This window comes from Pseudomonas sp. FG43, assembly GCF_057809175.1.
This window is the reverse complement of record NZ_JBMDJL010000024.1, coordinates 77,109-98,116: the sequence shown is the minus strand read 5'-3', so window position 1 is coordinate 98,116 and position 21,008 is coordinate 77,109. Positions and strand designations below refer to the sequence as shown.

20 protein-coding genes are annotated in these 21,008 nt (G+C 59.8%); 13 read left to right on the top strand and 7 right to left on the bottom strand.

Going from position 1 to position 21,008, the window contains the following annotated elements; genetic code table 11:
• Positions 1-62: 62 nt before the first annotated feature.
• Complete coding sequence (locus ACODS3_RS23320; RefSeq protein WP_489036489.1) at positions 63-1,421, top strand: 8-oxoguanine deaminase; 1,359 nt, start codon at positions 63-65, stop codon at positions 1,419-1,421.
• Positions 1,422-1,503: 82 nt separating this feature from the next.
• Here the strand turns inward: ACODS3_RS23320 and ACODS3_RS23315 are convergent, their stop codons facing one another.
• Entirely contained in the window at positions 1,504-2,595 is a 1,092-nt protein-coding gene (locus tag ACODS3_RS23315) for a calcium:cation antiporter (RefSeq protein ID WP_304575705.1), read from the bottom strand.
• A gap of 227 nt (positions 2,596-2,822) precedes the next feature.
• On the opposite strand from ACODS3_RS23315, the gene ACODS3_RS23310 reads away from it, so the two are divergent.
• The 7 genes from ACODS3_RS23310 (at position 2,823) to ACODS3_RS23280 (ending at position 9,828) form a co-directional block, all read left to right on the top strand.
• Entirely contained in the window at positions 2,823-3,743 is a 921-nt protein-coding gene (locus tag ACODS3_RS23310) for a Fe(3+) dicitrate ABC transporter substrate-binding protein (protein ID WP_201018120.1), read from the top strand.
• Entirely contained in the window at positions 3,744-4,733 is a 990-nt protein-coding gene (gene fecC, locus ACODS3_RS23305) for an iron-dicitrate ABC transporter permease FecC (RefSeq protein WP_201018121.1), read from the top strand.
• The gene (locus ACODS3_RS23300; protein WP_025258374.1) at positions 4,730-5,698 is read left to right on the top strand and encodes an iron chelate uptake ABC transporter family permease subunit; all 969 of its coding nucleotides are present in this window, start codon (positions 4,730-4,732) and stop codon (positions 5,696-5,698) included. The genes fecC and ACODS3_RS23300 overlap by 4 nt, the downstream gene beginning before the upstream one ends.
• 4 nt (positions 5,699-5,702) lie before the next feature.
• Positions 5,703-6,494 (top strand): Fe(3+) dicitrate ABC transporter ATP-binding protein FecE, encoded by a 792-nt coding sequence (gene fecE / locus ACODS3_RS23295; protein ID WP_489036486.1) that lies wholly within the window; start codon positions 5,703-5,705, stop codon positions 6,492-6,494.
• Between the two features lie 163 nt (positions 6,495-6,657).
• Entirely contained in the window at positions 6,658-7,752 is a 1,095-nt protein-coding gene (locus ACODS3_RS23290; protein WP_489036484.1) for a BMP family ABC transporter substrate-binding protein, read from the top strand.
• 76 nt (positions 7,753-7,828) lie between these two features.
• Positions 7,829-8,797, top strand: coding sequence for a 2-oxoglutarate and iron-dependent oxygenase domain-containing protein (locus ACODS3_RS23285; RefSeq protein ID WP_201018124.1), 969 nt, complete (start codon positions 7,829-7,831; stop codon positions 8,795-8,797).
• Between the two features lie 77 nt (positions 8,798-8,874).
• Entirely contained in the window at positions 8,875-9,828 is a 954-nt protein-coding gene (locus ACODS3_RS23280) for an adenosine deaminase (protein WP_201018125.1), read from the top strand.
• 50 nt (positions 9,829-9,878) lie between these two features.
• Here the strand turns inward: ACODS3_RS23280 and ACODS3_RS23275 are convergent, their stop codons facing one another.
• Entirely contained in the window at positions 9,879-10,571 is a 693-nt protein-coding gene (locus ACODS3_RS23275) for an ArsR/SmtB family transcription factor (RefSeq protein ID WP_201001832.1), read from the bottom strand.
• Positions 10,572-11,016: 445 nt separating this feature from the next.
• Entirely contained in the window at positions 11,017-11,928 is a 912-nt protein-coding gene (locus tag ACODS3_RS23270) for a LysR family transcriptional regulator (protein ID WP_489036481.1), read from the bottom strand.
• A 116-nt stretch (positions 11,929-12,044) separates the two neighbouring features.
• Here ACODS3_RS23270 and ACODS3_RS23265 point away from each other — a divergent pair, with 116 nt between their 5' ends.
• Entirely contained in the window at positions 12,045-13,058 is a 1,014-nt protein-coding gene (locus ACODS3_RS23265) for a zinc-binding alcohol dehydrogenase family protein (protein WP_201001830.1), read from the top strand.
• Positions 13,059-13,187: 129 nt separating this feature from the next.
• On the opposite strand, the gene ACODS3_RS23260 is transcribed toward ACODS3_RS23265, so the two are convergent.
• Both ACODS3_RS23260 and ACODS3_RS23255 read right to left on the bottom strand, forming a co-directional pair.
• On the bottom strand, positions 13,188-14,390 hold the full coding sequence (locus ACODS3_RS23260) for a multidrug effflux MFS transporter (protein ID WP_489036479.1): 1,203 nt from the start codon (positions 14,388-14,390) through the stop codon (positions 13,188-13,190).
• Positions 14,391-14,494: 104 nt separating this feature from the next.
• Entirely contained in the window at positions 14,495-14,695 is a 201-nt protein-coding gene (locus ACODS3_RS23255; protein WP_201018127.1) for a heavy-metal-associated domain-containing protein, read from the bottom strand.
• Positions 14,696-14,841: 146 nt separating this feature from the next.
• On the opposite strand from ACODS3_RS23255, the gene ACODS3_RS23250 reads away from it, so the two are divergent.
• From ACODS3_RS23250 to cueR, 3 genes are all read left to right on the top strand, one after another.
• Positions 14,842-15,222 carry a hypothetical protein gene (locus ACODS3_RS23250; protein WP_201001827.1) on the top strand — a complete coding sequence of 127 codons (381 nt, stop codon included), beginning with the start codon at positions 14,842-14,844 and terminating at the stop codon, positions 15,220-15,222.
• Between the two features lie 69 nt (positions 15,223-15,291).
• Complete coding sequence (locus tag ACODS3_RS23245) at positions 15,292-17,490, top strand: heavy metal translocating P-type ATPase (RefSeq protein WP_489036477.1); 2,199 nt, start codon at positions 15,292-15,294, stop codon at positions 17,488-17,490.
• Positions 17,487-17,888: a Cu(I)-responsive transcriptional regulator gene (gene cueR, locus ACODS3_RS23240; RefSeq protein WP_201018129.1), complete on the top strand. Its 402-nt coding sequence runs from the start codon at positions 17,487-17,489 to the stop codon at positions 17,886-17,888. The genes ACODS3_RS23245 and cueR overlap by 4 nt, the downstream gene beginning before the upstream one ends.
• A gap of 66 nt (positions 17,889-17,954) precedes the next feature.
• Here the strand turns inward: cueR and ACODS3_RS23235 are convergent, their stop codons facing one another.
• Both ACODS3_RS23235 and ACODS3_RS23230 read right to left on the bottom strand, forming a co-directional pair.
• The gene (locus ACODS3_RS23235; RefSeq protein WP_201018130.1) at positions 17,955-18,851 is read right to left on the bottom strand and encodes a PA4780 family RIO1-like protein kinase; all 897 of its coding nucleotides are present in this window, start codon (positions 18,849-18,851) and stop codon (positions 17,955-17,957) included.
• 234 nt (positions 18,852-19,085) lie between these two features.
• Positions 19,086-19,889 (bottom strand): AraC family transcriptional regulator, encoded by an 804-nt coding sequence (locus ACODS3_RS23230; RefSeq protein ID WP_489036474.1) that lies wholly within the window; start codon positions 19,887-19,889, stop codon positions 19,086-19,088.
• Between the two features lie 85 nt (positions 19,890-19,974).
• Here ACODS3_RS23230 and ACODS3_RS23225 point away from each other — a divergent pair, with 85 nt between their 5' ends.
• Positions 19,975-21,003, top strand: coding sequence for a bile acid:sodium symporter family protein (locus ACODS3_RS23225; RefSeq protein WP_201018131.1), 1,029 nt, complete (start codon positions 19,975-19,977; stop codon positions 21,001-21,003).
• The last annotated feature ends 5 nt before the right edge of the window (positions 21,004-21,008 follow it).

The following is a 21,008-nucleotide window of genomic DNA, read 5'->3' as shown; positions in this document are numbered from 1 at the left end:
GATCAGCAGACAGGGCAAAACTGAGCTGGCTAACCTGAACCCACTTTCAGAGGAGTCGGCCCATGCCTGCGATCCGTATCTGGTTGAAAAATCCCCTTGCCGTCTTCACTGCCAATGACCTGGATGCCCGTGGCGGTCTGGTGGTCGAAGAAGGTGTGATCGTTGAGGTGCTGGCCGTAGGTCAACACCCTTCCCGACCCTGTGATCAAGTGTTCGATGCTCGCGAGCATGTGCTGCTGCCGGGCCTGATCAACACGCATCATCACTTCTATCAGACCCTGACCCGCGCCTGGGCACCGGTGGTCAATCAGCCTTTGTTCCCATGGCTCAAGACGCTCTACCCGGTGTGGGCGCGGCTGACGCCGGAAAAGCTCGCACTGGCCAGTAAAGTGGCGCTGGTGGAGTTGCTGCTGTCGGGCTGCACCACTGCGGCGGATCATCACTATCTGTTTCCCGATGGGTTGGAGCAGGCCATCGATATTCAGGTGCAGAGCGTTCGCGAACTTGGCATGCGTGCCATGCTGACCCGAGGTTCCATGAGCCTGGGCGAAGCCGATGGCGGGTTGCCGCCGCAACAGACAGTGCAACAGGGCGAGGTGATTCTGGCCGACAGTCAGCGCCTGATCGAGACCTATCACGAGCGTGGCGACGGTGCGCAGATCCAGATTGCCCTGGCGCCCTGCTCGCCGTTTTCGGTGACGCCGCAGATCATGGCCGAGAGTGCAGCGCTGGCAGAAAAACTCGACGTGCGTCTGCATACCCACCTGGCCGAAACCCTGGATGAAGAAGACTTCTGCCTGCAACGCTTCGGGCTGCGCACGGTGGATTATCTGGACAGCGTCGGCTGGCTCGGTCCTCGCACCTGGCTGGCGCATGGCATTCATTTCAACCCTGATGAAATTGCGCGCCTTGGCGCAGCAGGCACCGGGATCTGTCATTGCCCCAGCTCAAACATGCGTCTGGCTTCGGGCATCTGCCCGACACTGGACCTGACCGCCGCCGGTGCGCCATTGGGCCTTGGCGTCGACGGCTCGGCCTCCAACGATGCCTCCAACATGATCCTCGAAGCGCGGCAGGCGCTCTATCTGCAACGCCTACGCTACGGCGCGCAGGCCATAACCCCGGAACTTGTGCTGGGCTGGGCAACCAAGGGCTCGGCGCAACTGCTGGGACGTACGGATATCGGCGAACTGGCCATGGGCAAACAGGCAGATCTGGCCTTGTTCAAGCTCGATGAACTACGCTTCTCCGGCAGCCATGACCCGCTTTCGGCGCTGCTGTTATGTGGAGCGGACCGGGCTGATCGAGTGATGATCGCAGGCAACTGGCGAGTGATAGATGGACAGGTCGAGGGGCTGGACCTGAAGAAACTGATCGCCGATCACCGCCAGGCCGCGCACCAGCTATTGCACGAGCTGTAGGACCGGATTCATCCGGGAAAGGGCCTGTACATTCACAGCACTTCTATCGTCTGGAATATCTTTTTCCCGGATGAATCCGGTCCTACAGTCCCAGGCAAGAGAGCATGATGAAGGTTGCGAACAGCACGAAATGCGTCATGCCCTCGATAGCGTTGGTTTCTCCGTCATTGAGGTTGATGGCGCAGACCAGCAAGGTGATGAAGACCATCACGGTCTGCACGGGCGTCATGGCCATCTGGAACGGCTGACCGCTGTAAAGCGCCATCGCTTCCATCGCAGGCACCGTCAGGATCACGGTGGATAGCGAAGCGCCCAGTGCAATGTTGACCACCGACTGCATGCGGTTGGCCAGGGCGGCGCGCAAGGCGGTCAGGATCTCCGGCGCAGCAGAAATCGCCGCAACCAGAATCGCCGTCAGCACGGGCGGCGCACCGCTGCCTTCCAGCCCAAGGTCAATGGTCTTGGACATCACTTCCGCCAACGCGCCGATCACCACAACGCCCAGTACCAGTGTCACGATGGAGCGTGTCAGGTTGATCGACTCGCCCTGTTCTTCAGGCTGATCCTTGCGTCTGTTTTTCTCGGGGTAGCTGTAGCTGAAAAAGTAACTGTGCGGCCCGACCTGCATGCGCAGGAACAAGGTGTACAGCACAATCATCGCGCCAATGGTAAACGCCGAATACAGCTTCCAGTCCGCCTTGGGAATGAACTCGGGCACCACCATCGACACGCCCATGGCCGTCAGGATCATCACGCTATAGGTGCGCGCCGAATTATCGTTGTAGGCCTGTTCGCCATGCTTGAGCCCGCCCATCAAGGCGGCCAGCCCGAGGATGCCGTTGATATCCAGCATCACGGCGGCATAGATCGTGTCGCGCACCAGCGTCGGAGACGGCTCGTTGCTCATCATGATTGCCAGGATCACCACTTCGACCAGCACTGCCGACAGGGTCAGGATCATGGTGCCGTAAGGGTCGCCGACCTTTTCCGCCAACTGCTCGGCATGATGAGCAACCCGCAGCGAAGCGCAGACGATAAAGCCCACCAGCGCCAGCCCGGCAATCAGCGCGACCGTCCGGCCATTGCCCAGCAGCACATGCTCCAGGGGATAGGCGATAAAAGTGGCGATGATCGCCAGCAACAGAAACTTTTCTTGCCTGAGTAAGGAGCCCATTACGTGTCCATGCCCTTGCGACACATTGTCGCGTGACATCCTTGAGGATCAGCATTGATGAAGTGGTTGAGAGTGCGGTCTGTGACAAAAGGTTTCAAAAAGAGCCATGGGTGAGAAACAGCCTCATGCGCAAATGACTTTTGATCCTGCCGTCTCGATATGAAATAGTGCCCGCCGTTTTCTTCGTGCCGCTCTGACACGACTGTCTCCGCTACAAAGGTATTGCCATGCGTACTTCCCGCCTCTCTCACCTGCTGGCTTGCAGCCTTCTGGCTCTCTCGGCCAGTGTCGTTCAGGCTGCTCCCATCGATATCGATGACGGTCAACACAAAGTCCATCTGCCGGATGCGCCAAAGCGGGTGGTAGTGCTGGAGTTTTCCTTTCTCGACGGGCTGGCCTCGGTGGGCGTAACGCCGGTTGGTGCGGCCGATGATGGCGATGCCAATCGCGTGTTGCCCAAGGTGCGCAAAGCCGTGGGTGAATGGCAATCGGTCGGCCTGCGCTCGCAACCCAATATCGAAGTGATTGCCCGCCTCAAGCCGGACCTGATCATTGCTGACCTGGGACGCCATCAGGCGCTCTACAACGATCTGGCGAGCCTGGCGCCGACGCTGATGCTGCCGTCGCGTGGCGAGGATTATCAGGGCAGCCTGAAATCCGCCGAGCTGATTGGCGTCGCGCTGGGCAAAGGCCCACAGATGCAGGCGCGGATCGCGGAAAACCAGAAACACCTCAAAGACGTCGCAGCGCAGATTCCGGCCAATACCAAGGTGCTGTTCGGGGTTGCGCGTGAGGACAGCTTCTCGGTCCACGGACCACACTCCTATGCAGGCAGCGTGTTGCAGGCCATCGGCTTGCAAGTCCCTGAAGTGCGCAAGAACGCGGCCCCGACCGAGTTCGTCAGCCTTGAGCAATTGCTGGCACTGGACCCTGGCTGGCTGTTGGTCGGTCATTACCGTCGCCCCAGCCTTGTCGACACCTGGAGCAAGCAACCGCTTTGGCAGGTGCTGGGTGCCGTACGCAACAAACAGGTCGCTGAAGTCGATGGCGATAGCTGGGCGCGCAATCGCGGCATCATGGCCTCCGAGCAGATCGCCGATGACGCTCTTGCCATTCTCAAGGGCGGCAAGGCCGTACTGAATCCATAAATGCGCCGCTGGCTGATGGCGGCAGTGATTGCCGTGACCTGCCTGGGCCTGTTCTGGGTGTCGCTGTTCGCGTTGTCGCCCTTCAGCATCCGGCAGGTCGATGCGTGGAACGGTTTGTTCAGCCTAGGACGCGAAGGCGGCAACATCGCTTACATCGTGGCGCAACTGCGCGTTCCACGGGCGGCGTGTGCGGCACTGGTCGGTGCCTGTCTCGGGGTCGCCGGAGCCTTGATGCAGGGCATCACCCGCAACCGCCTGGCTTCGCCCTCCCTGTTTGGTGTAACGGCTGGCGCAGCCTTGGGGCTGGCATTGTTTTCCACAGGCCTGGTCGCGCCGCCATTCCCTGGCGGTGCCTTGTTGATGACGGCCATTGGCGGCGCGTTGGCGTGGATCACGGTCTTCAGTCTCGGCGGCGCATGGTCGCCTGCCACGGCTCAAGGACGACTGGTACTGGCCGGTGTCGCAGTAGCGGCTCTCTGCGCGGCCTTGACCCGGCTGACTGTGATTCTCGTCGAAGCCCAGGCGCAAAGCGTCCTTAACTGGCTCGCCGGCTCGCTGGCCAATGTGGGCGCCGAACAATTGCAGCTGCTCTGGCCTTGCACCTTGATTGGCTTGGTGCTGGCGATTGCCTGCGCGCCACGCCTGAACCTGATCAACCTGGGCGAAGATGCCGCACGCTCGCTGGGCGTAAGGATCGGCGCGCTGCGTTTTCTGGTGTTCGTTGTCAGTCTGTTGCTGGTCGGCGCCAGTGTCTGTGCCGTGGGGCCGATTGCCTTTGTCGGTCTGATTGCACCGAACATCGCACGCCAATGGCTGGGTAACGACTACCGCTGGTTGATCCCCGTCAGCGCCGGCCTGGGTGCCGCGATTGTGTTGGCTTCCGATCTGATCAGCCGTGCCGTGGCCTTTCCGGTGGAGACGCCTGCCGGTGTCGTCACTGCATTGATTGGCGCGCCGTTCTTTCTGTTTCTGGCAAGGCGCACGCTATGAATCAGCCACGTTCGAGATTACTGATTCTGTTCGTGCTGTTACTGCTGGCGCTGCTGCTCAGCCTGAGTGCGGGCACGGTCTGGCTGACGCCCGGTGCAGTGCTCGATCACTTGATCGCCCACGACAGCAAGGACTTCGAGGTCTGGAACCATCGCCTGCCACGCGGCCTGATCGCAATTCTCACCGGCAGCGCCTTCGGGCTGGCCGGTGCCATCGTGCAGGGCGTGATCCGCAACCCGCTGGCCTCGCCGGAAATCCTCGGCGTCACTCAGGGTGCCGGGCTGGCACTGACCATCGCGATCATCGGCTTACCGCAGTTGCCGGTGGTCTGGCTGCCTTTGGTGGCGTGCCTCGGCGGTGCGGCCGGTGCGTTGCTGTTGGCGCTGTACAACACCGGCGTGCAGTTTTCCGGCGTACGTTTCGCGCTGTCGGGAGTAGCGATTGCGGTCACGTTATCGAGCATCACCGAATTCCTGATCCTGTCCAATCCGCTGGATATCAACACCGCTCTGCTGGCCCTGACCGGCAGTCTGTGGAGTCGCAACTGGCACCATGTCTGGCTGGCCTTGCCGTTTCTTGTGCTGATCCCGGCGTGTCTGTTGCTCGCCAAACCTTTGAACCTGATCGGTTTGGGAGACGAAGCCGCGCAGAGTCTGGGGACCGGTTTGAAGCGCATCCGCTGGCTGGCGATGGGCGGCGCGGTGCTGCTGACCAGCGCGGGGGTGGGGATCATCGGGCCGGTGGGTTTCGTCGGTCTGGTCGCGCCGCACATGGCCCGGCGTCTGGTGGGCGGCCATCATCAATACCTGTTACCGGCCTCGATGCTGCTGGGCTCGCTGTTGCTGGTGCTGGCCGACACCCTGGGACGCACGCTGATCGCACCCAGCGAGATTCCTGCCGGTATCCTCACGGCGGTGATCGGTGCCCCGTATTTCCTCTGGCTGCTGGCACGATTCAAAGGTTGATTCCATGAGCATTCTCCAGGCACAGCAACTCGACATCGGCTACGGCGATACCCGTATCGTGCAGTCGCTGTCGTTCAGCCCGCCGCCGGGCAAGGTCACGGCATTGATCGGCCCCAACGGCTGCGGCAAATCCACCCTGCTCAAGGCGTTCGCCAGGATTCTTACCCCGCAATCGGGCACGCTGAGCCTTGACGGCCAGGCCTACGCGCAACTTTCGCCACGAGAGCTGGCGCGCAAGATTGCCTTTCTGCCGCAGGTGCTGCCGATCCCGGAAGGTGTCAGCGTACGGCAGCTCGTGGCTTACGGGCGCAGCCCCCATAACAGCCTGTGGGGACGCTTGAGTGGTGCCGACCGCAACAGTGTCGATCAGGCCCTGCAACGCATGGAGCTGGAAGCACTGGCCGAACGCCCTTTATCCGATCTGTCCGGCGGGCAACGTCAACGGGCATGGCTGGCGATGGTGCTGGCGCAAGATGCCGCCATCGTTCTGCTGGATGAGCCCACCACGTATCTGGACATCAGCCATCAGGTCGAGCTGCTGGACCTGATGCGTCAGCTCAGCGCCGAGGGCAAGACCGTCATAACCGTGCTGCATGACATCAATCAGGCCTGTCGCTATGCCGACCATCTGGCGGTGATGCAGGCCGGGCGTCTGGTGGCCAGCGGAACGCCCGATGAAGTGCTGGATGCCGAGCTGGTCGGCCGGGTATTCGATGTGCAGGTGCTGATCATGCGTGAGCCGGTGGCCGGTACGCCGATGTGCATTGTCGAACGCAGCACACGCTGCACCAGTTAGAAGCGTCGCGAACGCTTCTGCACCTTCGGGCTGCATGCCGCGACGGGCTTTGAGGCCTGGAACCGGCAGCCTGTCATAAGCTGTCTTTCTGGTCAGTTTTTTGCATTGCTGGCATACCCCGCTTAGTCGGCCACGCCAACAAGACCGCAAGGAGCTAGACCCGATGCACCTGACCAACCCAAGTCGTCCTCTGAAAAAACTGCTGTGCGCCATGGCCGCTGTTGTCGGCCTGGGTTCCAGTCTGCTCGCTTCGGCTGCCGACCCTCTGAAAGTCGGCTTCGTCTACATCGGTCCCATCGGCGACCACGGCTGGACTTACCAACACGAGCAAGGCCGCAAGGCGATGGTCGAGGCGCTGGGCGACAAGGTCAGCAGCAGTTACGTCGAGAACGTGCCGGAAGGTGCGGACGCCGAGCGCGTGATTCGCAATATGGCCAAAGGTGGCTTCGACCTGATTTTCAGCACCTCTTTCGGCTACATGAACCCGACGCTGAAGGTCGCCAAGCAGTTCCCGAACGTGAAGTTCGAGCATGCCACCGGCTACAAGCAGGACAAGAACATGGGCACTTATCTGGCCCGCACCTATGAAGGTCGTTATGTCGGCGGCTTCCTCGCCGCGAAGATGACCAAGACCAAGAAGATCGGTTATGTCGCCTCGTTCCCGATCCCCGAGGTACTGCGCGATATCGACGCCATCCAGCTGGCGCTGAACAAGTACAACCCCGGTACTGAAATCAAGGTGGTCTGGGTCAACTCCTGGTTCGATCCGGGCAAGGAAGCGGACGCCGCCAACGCCTTGATCGACCAGGGCGTGGACGTGGTGTTCCAGCACACCGACAGCCCGGCACCGATCCAGACCGCCGAGCGTCGTGGCGTCTACGCGGTTGGCTATGCTTCGGACATGGCGCACTTCGGGCCGAAGGCGGTTCTGACTTCCATCGTCAACAACTGGGGCCCGCATTACATCCAGGCCACCGAGGGCGTGATCGCGGGCACCTGGAAACCTCAGGATTACTGGGGCGGCCTGAAGGAAGGCACGGTTGAATTGCCGATCAGCGATATCGTTCCGGCTGACGTGAAAGCCGAAGCGCAGAAGATCATCGCCAGCATCGAAAGCGGCGAATTCCATCCGTTCACAGGCCCGATCAAGGACCAGACCGGCGCGGTGAAAATTCCGGAAGGCAAGGTTGCAACCAATGCCGAACTGGCCTCGATGAACTATTACGTTGAAGGGATTACGGCAGAGCTGCCGAAGTAATCTGCTCGCGAGCAGGCCGGAGTACGCCCGCTTGCTCGCGCGCCCAGGCAACACAACGAACACTCAGGAATGGTTCATGAACCGGCTTCCCATCATCGACATTGCCCCGCTCTACACACCTGACGAACAGGCCTGGCAGGCGGTTGCCAGCCAGATCGATCAAGCCTGCCGCGAGTGGGGCTTTTTCTACATCAAGGGCCACCCGATCACGGCTCAACGCATCGAGCAGGTGCTGACCACCGGGAAGCAATTCTTTGCCCGTCCCATGGCTGAAAAGCTCACTATCGATATCACTCAAAGCTCACACCATCGCGGCTATGGTGCGATTGCAACCGAACAACTGGACCCGAACCTGCCCAGCGACCTCAAGGAAACCTTCGACATGGGTCTGCATCTGGATGCCCGGCATCCCGATGTACTGGCAGGCAAACCCTTGCGCGGCCCCAATCGCCACCCCGATATGCCGGGCTGGGAAAGCCTGATGGAACAGCATTATCTGGACATGCAGGCCCTGGCCCAGACACTGCTGCGCGCCATGACCCTGGCCTTGGGTATCGAGCGTGATTTCTTCGATCAGCGCTTCAAGGACCCGGTCAGCGTCTTTCGCATGATCCATTACCCGCCACGCCATACGGCGACTTCCACCGAGCAGCAAGGTGCCGGTGCCCATACCGATTACGGCTGCATCACCCTGCTGTATCAGGACGCTGCCGGTGGGTTGCAGGTGCGTGACGTGCGCGGCCAGTGGATCGATGCTCCTCCGATTGAAGGTACTTTCGTGGTCAATATCGGCGACATGATGGCGCGCTGGAGCAACGACCGTTATGTGTCCACGCCGCACCGGGTCATCAGCCCGCTGGGTGTCGACCGCTACTCCATGCCATTCTTTGCGGAACCGCATCCGGACACTCGTATCGAATGTTTACCCGGCTGCCAGAGCGAAACCAGCCCGGCGCGCTACCCTGTAACGACCTGCTCGGAGTTTCTGCTGTCACGCTTTGCCGACACCTATGCCTATCGACGCGAGCAGGAGGCCATTACCTGAACTGATGGTCAGGTTTTACCCTGTAGAAGAGCTGCATCTGTAGAATGCCCGCCATCTGCACCTGATGAGAAAAGAACATGTACGACTGGTTGAACGCTCTGCCCAAGGCAGAACTGCACTTGCATCTGGAAGGTTCTCTGGAGCCTGAGCTGTTGTTCGCCCTGGCCGAGCGCAACAAAATCGCGTTGCCCTGGAATGATGTCGAAGCCTTGCGCGGGGCTTATGCCTTCAACAACCTGCAAGAGTTTCTGGACCTCTACTATCAGGGCGCTGACGTGCTGCGCACCGAACAGGATTTCTACGACCTGACCTGGGCCTACCTGCAACGCTGCAAGGCTCAGAACGTGATCCATACCGAGCCGTTCTTCGATCCGCAGACCCACACCGACCGTGGCATCCCGTTTGAAGTGGTTTTGGCAGGTATCACCGGCGCCTTGAAAGACGGCCAGTCGCAACTGGGCGTCAGCAGCGGCCTGATCCTGAGCTTCCTGCGCCATCTGAGCGAAGAAGAAGCCGAGAAAACCCTCGATCAGGCACTGCCGTTTCGTGATGCGTTCGTGGCCGTCGGCCTCGACAGCTCTGAAATGGGCCACCCACCCAGCAAGTTCCAGCGCGTTTTCGACCGCGCCCGCAACGAGGGCTTCCTGACCGTGGCCCATGCCGGAGAAGAAGGCCCGCCCGAGTACATCTGGGAAGCGCTGGACCTGCTGAAGATCCAGCGAATCGATCATGGCGTGCGCGCCATCGAAGACGAACGTCTGATGCAACGGATCATCGACGAGCAGATCCCGCTGACGGTCTGCCCCTTGTCCAACACCAAGCTGTGTGTGTTCGATCACATGTCGCAGCACAACATTCTCGACATGCTGGAGCGTGGCGTGAAAGTCACCGTGAACTCGGATGACCCGGCCTACTTCGGTGGTTATGTCACCGAGAACTTCCAGGCGCTGCATACCCATCTGGGCATGACCCAGGACCAGGCAAGACGCCTGGCGCAGAACAGTCTGGATGCACGTCTGGTCAAGCCGTAATCACAGCATCGCGGGCTGGCGCGAAACCGCCCGCCCGCGATTGCGACCTGTCAGGCCGCAGAGGCTATCTTGCCGATTTCACGCTGCCCGTTGGACGAAACCTGCAAGGTGCTGGACTCCTCGGTTGTGCGCAACCATCCCATCTGAATGAACAACTGCAAAAGCCCTGCACCCAGCGCGCCCCCCAGATGCGGGCTGCGCTCGCTCCAGTCCGGGCAGACACAGACAGTCTCACGCTGTCGCTGCGCCAGCGCGGGAACGTAGATTCCTCGCTCGGCAAATTTGGCCATCCCCTTGCTGGTAACCTCGACCCGCTGCTCCATCTGCTCTATCCAGCCCGCCCCCAGCAAGCGCTGGTAAAGCTCGGCCGCCATTTCACCCCCCAGGTGATCGGAGCAGATGCGTGCGCGACGTATGGGCAAAGGCGGCATGGGTTGCGCCATATTGCGGCTGATCTGGTCGGCACTTACCATCGACGCATTGGCCAGCGCCTCCACGGCAGCCCCGATTTCAGGCGCTGCCAACCGGAAGAACCGGGTGCGCCCGCGCGCCTCCTGCTTCAACAACCCGCCACTGGCCAATCGCGCCAAATGCGCACCTGCAGAAGACGTCGAGAGCCCAGCCAGTAATGCCAACTCATTGGCAGGACGAGCGGTACCATCCATCAATGCCCAAATCATTGCGCTACGCTTGGGGTCGGCCAGCAGTGTCGCAATCTGACTGATGCAAGGTGCATATTCCATGTGTTCACTCCCTGTTGAAACATTCGTCTATAGCGATGGCATATTGATAACAATCCCGCTCCCGTAAAGTTGAACGTGGACCCAACCTGAAATGAAAAGTACAAACTCTACGCTCTATAACCCGAGCAGGTAAAAGTTACCTTCTCCGGCTCATGACCCGACATACTTTCAAAGCAATACCCAAAGTTTGCAGGACCTTCTTAAATATGGAAACCCTAATATTTCCGTACCGGCAGCGCCACTCGAAGCCTTCAACTCCATGACCTGCAACCCCCACAGTGCAAGACAGGCAAAGCCTGCGACTGACGAGCCAGAAGCCCTCGATCATCATCGTGCGCAACCTCTTCCTTATGTTGGCACTTTGAAATTGAAAACTGTATTTACCTTTTATATTTTCCGAAGTATCCGTCAGCCTTTTCCCAAAAACTTTTAGTCATACAAACAACTAACGACTTATGAGCGCTGACTGCTGGGCGCATCGGGTACGAAGCATTTCAAGCAAGAGGTTGACGGACTTGTTCAATTGCACTCGATGAGCACACAAAAGATTCAGCGGTACCGACTCACCGCGCACATGCGGCATCAAGACTTTCAAGCGCCCTGCATGAACATCGGCGGCGATATCCAGCCATGAACGGTACGCGATGCCTGCCCCTGCCAATGCCCAGCGGCGCACCACATCACCATCAGGACTGAAGCGATTACCGCCCACGGTCAGGCTCACCTCCCGCTTGCCGTCGTGAAAGGTCCAGTGATCGTGTACCCGGTCACCAAGCATCAGCAGCAGGCAATTATGCTGCGCCAGTTCCCCGACCTGCTGCGGCTCCCCGTGACGGGCCAGATAATCAGGGGCCGCGCACAGCACTCGCCGATTGTCGGGAGCCACAGGTCGAGCCACCAGGCTTGAATCCCCTGGCTCGCCATAACGCAAGGCAACATCCACAGGCTGACGAAACAGATCGTCGACACGGTCGCCCACCAGCAGGCGTACGGACAATTGCGGATGTTGCTGCTGAAACTCATCGAGCCAGGGCAGCAGCACGTTGCGCCCGAAATCCGAAGGAGCCGAGAGTTGCAGGATGCCATTGCAGCTTTCCTGATTGCTGGCCAGCAAGCGTCGACCATCTTCCAGGCTGCCAAGGGCCGCACGGGCGTATTCCAGAAAACCTTCACCATCGGCCGTCAGGCGCAAGCTGCGCGTAGAGCGCGCCAGCAGACGCACGCCAAGCTGCTGCTCGATACGCTTGAGTGCTGCGCTGGCAACCGCCGCCGACATATCCATACCCCGCGCTGCCGCAGACAGGCTGCCCAGATCAGCCGCCCGCACAAACAACTGCAAATCATCGAAACGCAGCATGTCAGCCTCGGATTATCAAAATAATATTGAAAGAGACTGCCGTTTTAGCGGGTTTTATCTTTAATGGAAATGGCGAATCATCTGTTCATCAACTTTCCCACACTACGGAGCCCAGCATGAAAGCCATTGCCTATTACCAGTCCCTGCCCATCAGCGACCTCCATTCGCTACAAGATATCGAACTGCCAGAGCCGGTCGCGGGTGCCCGTGATTTGCTGGTAGAGGTCAAAGCGATTTCCGTAAACCCCGTGGATACCAAGGTCCGGCAAAACGTCCAGCCCGAAGCCGGAGCCGCCAAGGTTCTGGGTTGGGATGTGGCAGGCGTGGTGAAAGCGGTCGGCAGCGAGGTGACGCTGTTCCAGCCGGGCGACAAGGTGTTCTACGCCGGCTCGCTGACTCGTCCGGGTGCCAACAGTGAATTGCATGTGGTGGATGAGCGAATCGTCGGGCACATGCCGAAAACGCTGAGTTTTGCGCACGCAGCGGCGTTGCCACTGACGGCGATTACCGCCTGGGAGCTGTTGTTCGAGCGCTTGCAGATTGCAGAGGGTCAGGCTGAAAAAGAGCAGAGCCTGCTGATCGTCGGAGCCGCGGGCGGTGTCGGTTCTATCCTGACTCAACTGGCTCGCCAACTGACTTCACTGAAAGTCATCGGCACCGCTTCGCGCCCGGAAACGAACGCCTGGGTACGCGACCTGGGCGCTCATGACGTCATAGATCACAGCAAGCCGCTCAGCGACGAACTCAAGCGCATCGGCCAGAACCAGGTCACTCACGTCGCCAGCCTGACCCAGACCGATGTGCATCTGGACCAACTGGTGGAATCGCTCCAGCCTCAAGGCAAGCTGGCACTGATCGATGACCCCAAGGCGCTGGATGTCTCCAAACTCAAGCGCAAGAGCCTGTCGCTGCACTGGGAGTTCATGTACACCCGCTCGATGTTCGAGACGCCAGACATGATCGAACAGCACAACCTGCTCAACCGCGTCGCCGAACTGATCGATGCCGGAACCCTGAAAACAACCTTCGGGGAGCACTTCGGCACGATCAATGCCGAAAACCTGCGCCGCGCCCATGAGTTGCTGGAAAGCGGCAAGGCCAAGGGCAAGATCGTGCTTGAGGGGTTCTGATAAGCAAGAGGCAGGAGTAATGCCGTTCATTTGTGGGAGGCAGCTTGCTGGCGACTTCAGACGCAAAATATCTGCCGGTTTTCAGGCCTTTTCGCCAGCAAGCTGCCTCCAACAAGTTTTGTTCAGGCCTTAACTGATCGGTTCCTGCCTGGATGCATCACGGCGCGCCTGCAAGCGGCGGGTATACAGCGCGACAAGCGTTGCAAGCACGCCGCACAAGCTGATCACGGCCGCCATCGGCGTTGCCGTGCCGTCATGCAGCACACCCACCAGACTCGCCGCGCCCGCCGCGACACTGAACTGCAAACAGCCCAGCAACGCCGAAGCACTGCCGGCCCGTGCCCACTGGCCATTCATGGCGCAGGCCGAGGCGTTGGGGATGATGCAGCCCAGGCTGGCAATACAGATGAACAGCGGAATCAGCAACGGCCAGAGCTGTTCGGTACGCAGGCTGGCAATGCCCAGCAGAGTCAGGGCCGCAGCCAGATAGATCCAGATGGTACGCAGCAACAGAGAAGCCGGGCTGCTCTTGCGCAACAGACGTGCATTGACCTGCGCCACCAGAATGAACGCCGCCGCATTCATGCCGAACAGCCAGCCGTAATGCTCGGCGGGGACGCCATACAACTTGATGAACACAAAAGGCGAACCTGCGATGTAGGAGAACATCCCGGCCATGACAATGCCACCGGTCAAGGCATGGCCGATGAAGACATGATCCTTGAGCAGATTGCCGTACTGCTTCAGCGCACCGCGCAGCGGCTGACGCGGAACGCCAGCCGGCATGCTTTCCGGCAAGCCAATGGCGACAGCCGTCAGGCACAGCGCACTGAAAATCGTCAGGCAGACAAAGATCGATTGCCAGCCAGAGACATTGACCAACACACCACCGAGCATCGGCGCCAGGATAGGCGCAAGCCCCATGACCAGCATCAGTTGCGAAAAGACCTTGGCCGACTCCACCGCATCGCATTTATCACTGACGATGGCCCGCGCCAGCACCATCCCGGCACAGCCGCCCAGTGCCTGAACGAAACGTGCACCGATCAGCCACTCCAGATTCGGCGCGAAGGTACAGGCCAGCGAAGCCAGGGTGAACAGGGTCACGCCAACCAGCAAGGGGATACGCCGACCAAAGCGGTCTGCCACAGGTCCATAGGCCAGTTGCCCAATGGACAAGCCCAGGAAATAGGCCGCCAGCGTCAGTTGCACATGTTTTTCATCGGTCCCGAAATACGCGGCCATGGCGGGGAAACCGGGAAGATAGAAGTCGATGGCCAAGGGGCCAAAGGCGCTCAGGGCACCAAGAATGAGGATGGTTTTATAATTCATCGGGTGTCCATAAACGTATGCAAGGCAGCTGGCTAGTCTAACCGGCTTGCCTTGCCGATAACGCCGGACAAAGAAATTTAATTCAAGGCTTTTCAGGCTTTAGCCTATCCAGCCAGTTGTGCCTGATAGCCCTCTTCGCCAATCAATTCGATAACCCGCTCCGTGGTCAAGGAACTCTGCACACGCACTTGCGAGCTGGCCAGATCGATCTGCACTTCGGCAGTCGGATCATCGTTCTTGATAACCTGAGTCACCGCGCGGACACAATGCCCGCAAGTCATGCCTTGTACTGTGAATAACTGCATGGTGATGCTCCTTGAGTGATGGATGCCGGGCATCTTCAACCTTGTCATCGTGGCAAGGTCAAGTTTCTGTTTTTCCTGCCGGGCTGGTATTAGTCGCAGCCCTGAGCCAAGCTTCGTCATCGACGTCTACAGCAGGAGTATCAGCAATGCGCTGGTCAGTATTGAGCCTCTTCGGCATTCTCGGTCTTTTGGCTACTTCCCCAAGCGTTCAGGCCGCTCAGGATTACGGCATCCTGATCATTTCCCGAGAGCGTCTGGAAGTCGCGACCTCCTGCGAAATCGGCATTTACATTCAAGACCAGCTGGCCGGACGCCTGTTTCAGGAAGACTCGGTGTCTTTCAATCTGCCGCCGGGCGACGTCTCGGTACGCCTGCGCAGGTTGCCAGGGACAGTGGTCGGTTGCGCATCGGGGATGGAAGCGCAAAGCAGTACCAAGATCAAACTGCGCGCCGGGGACATTCTCAAGTACCGCATCGCGACCGACCTGAACGGCATGTACCTGAAGAAAGCTGACTTGAACTATTGATTCGCACTTGACCTTGTCCATGTGGCAAGGTTGACCCTTGCAGGTATCAAGCCTTCAGGGAGTGAAAAGATGCACGAACACACCACCTTCGACCTGCCGATCACCGGCATGACCTGCGCAAGCTGCGCAGGTCGGGTCGAGCGTGCCCTGGCCAAAGTGCCCGGGGTCACCAACGTCACGGTCAACCTGGCCAGTGAGCGCGCCCATGTACAGACACAGAACGGAACCGACCCGCAGACCTTGATCGCCGCCGTCAGCCATGCAGGCTATGGCGCGACCCTGTTTCAGAGCGAACAGGCCGATACCGCAAGAAAAATCCGGCACCTGAACCACGAACGCTGGGCCTTGATAGCAGCCCTGATCCTCGCCTTGCCGCTGGTCTTGCCCATGTTGCTGAGCCCGCTGGGCGTGCATTGGATGTTACCCGCCTGGGTGCAAGTCGCGCTGGCCACGCCGGTGCAATTCATACTCGGCGCACGCTTTTACGTCGCCGCATGGAAAGCCGTGCGGGCAGGCGCCGGAAACATGGACCTGCTGGTTGCCATCGGAACCAGCGCCGGATACGGCCTGAGCCTCTACCAATGGATCACTGCCACGCCAGGCAACATGCCGCATCTTTATTTCGAGGCTTCGGCAGTGGTCATTGCGCTCGTGCTGCTGGGCAAATACCTGGAAAGCCGCGCCAAGCGCCAGACCGCCAGCGCTATCCGGGCCCTGGAAGCCCTGCGCCCGGAGCGCGCTCTGCAAGTGATCGATGGCCAGGAACACGATGTCGCGATCAGTGCCTTGCGCCTCGATGATCTGGTGCTGATCAAACCCGGTGAGCGCTTTCCGGTGGACGGCCAGGTCATGGAAGGCCGGAGCCATGCCGATGAAGCCCTGATCAGCGGCGAAAGCCTGCCAGTCCCCAAACAACCCGGCGACAGTGTCACCGGCGGCGCCATCAACGGCGAAGGCCGGTTGCTGATCAAGATCACGGCCCTGGGCACTCAAACGGTACTGGCGCGCATCATCAAGCTGGTCGAGGACGCTCAGGCGGGCAAGGCGCCGATACAGAAGCTGGTGGACAAGGTCAGCCAGGTCTTCGTCCCGACCGTGCTGGTCATCGCCTTTTTCACCTTGACGGGCTGGATGCTGAGCGGGGCATCGCTGGAAGTCGCCTTGATCAATGCGGTCGCCGTACTGGTGATTGCCTGCCCGTGCGCTCTGGGCCTGGCGACGCCGACTGCAATCATGGCCGGGACAGGCGTTGCTGCGCGCTACGGCATTTTGATCAAGGACGCCGAAGCACTGGAGCGTGCCCATGAGGTGGACGCCGTGGTGTTCGACAAGACCGGGACACTGACCTGCGGCACACCCCGTATCACCAACATGATTGCGGTGAAGGGCAACGAAGAGCAGTTACTGGAGCGGGCCGGAGCCTTGCAGCGCGGCAGCGAGCATCCGCTGGCCAAGGCGGTGCTGGAAGTCTGTCGCGAGTGGCAATTGAAACTCGATAGCACCGAGCACAGCCAGGCACTCACCGGACGCGGCATCGCCGGTGACGTCGAAGGGCATCAACTGGCGCTGGGCAACAGGCGCCTGCTGGAAGAAAACGATTTGCAGATGGGCGAACTGGCCGAGTCAGCCAAAACCTGGGAGGCAGAAGGCAGAACCCTGTCCTGGCTGATCGAGCAAGGCCCTCAGCCGGTCGTGCTGGGCATGTTCGCCTTTGGTGACACCCTCAAGCCCGGCGCAGAACAGGCCATGGAGCAACTGAGCGCACGGGGAATCAGTTGCCACTTGCTGACCGGCGACAATCCCGGCAGCGCCAAGGCAGTCGCCGAAGCGCTAGGCATCAGAAATGTACACGCCGAAGTGCTGCCCGACGAAAAAGCCTCGATCGTGGAGTTACTGAAAAAGGATCATGTCGTGGCGATGGTCGGTGACGGCATCAATGATGCTCCGGCACTGGCTGCGGCCGATATCGGCATCGCCATGGGCGGCGGCACCGATGTGGCGATGCACGCCGCCGGAATCACCCTGATGCGCGGCGATCCGCGAATGGTGCCTGCCGCGCTGGAGATCAGCCGCAAGACCTACGCCAAGATCCGCCAGAACCTGTTCTGGGCCTTTGTCTATAACCTGATCGGCATTCCGTTGGCGGCCCTGGGTTATCTCAACCCGGTGCTGGCCGGAGCCGCCATGGCCTTGTCCAGCGTCAGTGTGGTGAGCAACGCATTGCTGTTGAAAACCTGGAAGCCCAATGATCCGGGAGAGGCCCAATGAACATTGGTCAGGCGGCCAGCAAAAGCGGCTTGAGCGCAAAGATGATTCGCTACTACGAGTCCATCGGGCTGCTGCAGGCTGCCAGTCGCAGCGACAGCGGTTACCGCCTGTACCGCTCCGAAGACTTGCACACACTGGCGTTCATCAAGCGCTCACGGGATCTGGGCTTTTCACTGGAGGAGGTCGGCAAGCTGCTGACCCTCTGGCAGGATCGTCAGCGTGCCAGTGCCGATGTGAAGGCGCTGGCTCATAAACATATCGCCGATCTGAACCAGAAGATCGAAGAGCTGGCGAGCCTGCGCGATACCCTGCAGGAGCTGGTGGAACATTGCCACGGCGACGACCGACCCGATTGCCCGATCCTCAAGGACCTGGCTTCGGGCGGCTGTTGTAGCTGAACGGCCCTTCGCGAATGAATTCGCTCCTACGGCGGCCGTAGGAGCGAATTCATTCGCGAAATCAAACTACTGCATCCAGGGCGGCGGCGGTTCTTCGTTGGGCTTGCCCGGTGGCGCATCGTCGGCGGCACGGGCAGCCTGACGACGTGCTTCATCCAGACGCGCCGCTTCGATCTCGCGCAGCACGCCTCTGACGTCAGCGGCCTCTTCCGTATCCTCGAACTGACCTGTCAGCACCGTGGACGGCGACAACGTACCGGCTTCGTAATACGACCACATTTCCTTGGCGTATCGGGTTGCCTTGAGTTCCGGTGCGAAGCGCCCGAAGTAGGAGGCCATGTTGCCGACATCCCGCTCCAGCATGCTGAATGCATGATTGTTGCCTGCTGCATCCACCGCCTGAGGCAAATCGATGATCACAGGCCCGCTCGGCCCCAGCAGTACGTTGAACTCGGACAGGTCACCGTGTACCAGACCGGCACACAGCATCAGCACGATCTGCTCGATGAGGAAAGCGTGGTATTCACGCGCCTGATCCGGCTCCAGCACCACATCGTTCAAACGTGGTGCCGCATCGCCGTACTCGTCGGCAACCAGCTCCATGAGCAGCACGCCTTCCAGAAAATCAAAAGGCTTGGGGACCCTGACACCGGCGTTGGCCAGACGGAACAAGGCCGCAACCTCGGCGTTCTGCCATGCGTCTTCGGTTTCCTTGCGACCGAACTTGGAACCCTTGGCCATGGCCCGGGCCTGTCGGCTGTTGCGTACCTTGCGGCCTTCCTGATACTCGGCCGCCTGACGGAAACTGCGTTTGTTCGCCTCCTTGTAAACCTTGGCACACCGCAGCTCCTTGCCACAGCGCACCACATAAACAGCTGCCTCTTTCCCACTCATGAGAGGGCGCAGCACCTCGTCGACCAGACCGTCTTCGATCAGGGGTTCAATGCGTTTAGGAGTTTTCATCAGCTTTTATTGTGGGTCCTTTGTTGCCAGATACGCGATTGTTGCCGTTATACGGCAATCCTCCGCCAGCGAGTAGGGGTAATGGCAGTCGGGATTGAATAGTTTTCGTGGAAAACAGCTATAACTCCCGGATTCAAGCACCTTTCATGCCGCATGAGCCGTGAAAGATATTACGAATTCAAAAATTTTTGCTGTAGGAAAAAGCATCAATCAGCCGTTCTTTTGTGCCGAAATCTATTTGAACAGTTCCCCAGGCGTGTAGCCGAACAGCCCCTTGAAAGCCGCAATAAAGGCCGAAGTCGAATCGTAACCGCACGCCAGCGCAGTGTTGGTCACGCTGTCGCCCTCCTCCAGTGCGCTGAGCGATGACAACAGCCTCGCCCGTTGGCGCCAGCCCCGAAAACTCAGGCCGGTTTCCCGCTGAAACAGGCGCATCAGGGTTTTCTCGGAAGTACCGAGCCGTTCGGCCCAGTCATGCAGCGTAATCAGTTGAGCGGGGTTTTCGATCAGCTCATTGCATAGCCCCAGTAACCGAGGGTGCCGAGGCAACGGCAGGGAAAAACCCACCTCAGGCAACCGGGCCAACTGATCCAGCAATACCTGCACCAGACGTGCTTCATGGCTATCGCCTTGCGGATAGGCCACGGGCAGCAGGCAGAAACTCTTGATCAATTCGCGAGCCAGCGGCGTGACTTCCAGCACCCGACAACGCTCCGGCGCCCAGCCGCAATCCTCGGTTCGCACATACAGGCTGCGCATCTCGGCGCGCATGGACGTCACCACTTGATGCTCAAGCCCGGCGGGTATCCAGACGCCCCACTGCGGGGGCGCGAAGAAGCTGCCTTCTGCGGTATGCACGCCCAATACGCCGCTGATGGCGTAGGAAAACTGCACCCAGTCATGACGATGGGGCGGCGTCCACGATCCGGCGCTCAAGCTTTCGGCACGGGCATAAAGCGGGCGCGGCAAATCCTGCAAGACAGGTATCTGCCGCTCGCCAGTAGGAGGATGAGCACTGATTTGTCCGTTACTCGGCATCTAATGGCCTTATGTCGCAAGACGGCTAAAAAGCAACAGAGTAGCCTGCGGACATTCACTTTTACAAAGAATGCACGAGCCTCCTATGCAAGCACTCAAACACCTCAAGCGCGTCGTGACCGACTGGTTCCTCTGCGGAATGGTCCTGGCGACGGTTCTGGCCTACTTCTTCCCACACTTCGGCGCCACGGGCGGCAGCATGCATGCCGAGTACGTCATCAATATCGGCGTGTTCGTGGTGTTCTTCCTGCATGGCGTCAATCTGTCCAGCGAGCAGATCAAAAAGGGGCTGAAGAACTGGCGCCTGCACGTAATGATTCAGGCATTCACCTTTGTGGTGTTCCCGGTCCTCTGGCTGATCGGCAACAAGCTGCTGAGCGCCTACATTCCTGCACTGCTGATGCTCGGTTTCCTCTACCTGTGCGCCCTGCCGTCCACCATTTCCTCTTCGGTGGCCCTGACCGGCAGCGCAAAAGGCAACGTACCGGCGGCGATTCTCAATGCAAGCCTTTCCAGCGTGCTGGGGATTTTCATCACGCCATGGCTGGTCAGCCTGGTGGTGGGCACCGGTTCTGGCGGGATCGACCTGGGTTCGACCCTGCTGGATCTGTGCGGCATGTTGCTGTTGCCGCTGATTCTCGGCCAGTTGATTCGCCCGCTGGCAGGCAAGTTCTTTGCGCGTCACAAGAAGTACACCAACCTGATCGACAAGATCGTGATCCTGTTGCTGGTCTATGCCGCGTTCTGCAACTCGATGATTTCAGGCATGTGGCAATCCCAGGGCAGCAGCGTGATTCTGACGGCCTTCATCGGCACCGCCATCCTGCTGGCAGTGATCCTGTTCATGACCACCCGCACCGCCCGTGCCTTGAAGTTCGATCATGCTGACAGGGTGGCGGCGGTGTTCTGCGCCACCAAAAAATCCCTGGCCGCCGGTGCGCCGATGGCAGCCCTGATCTTCGGCGCCAATCCGGGGCTGGGTCTGATCCTGCTGCCGATCATGATCTACCACCCCATGCAGTTGATCGTCTGCTCGGTCATGGCCGAGAACTACGCCAACCGCCACAACCAGCAACTGTCCGCCGAAGCCCTGGAAGAAGCACGGGCAGCCTGACCCAA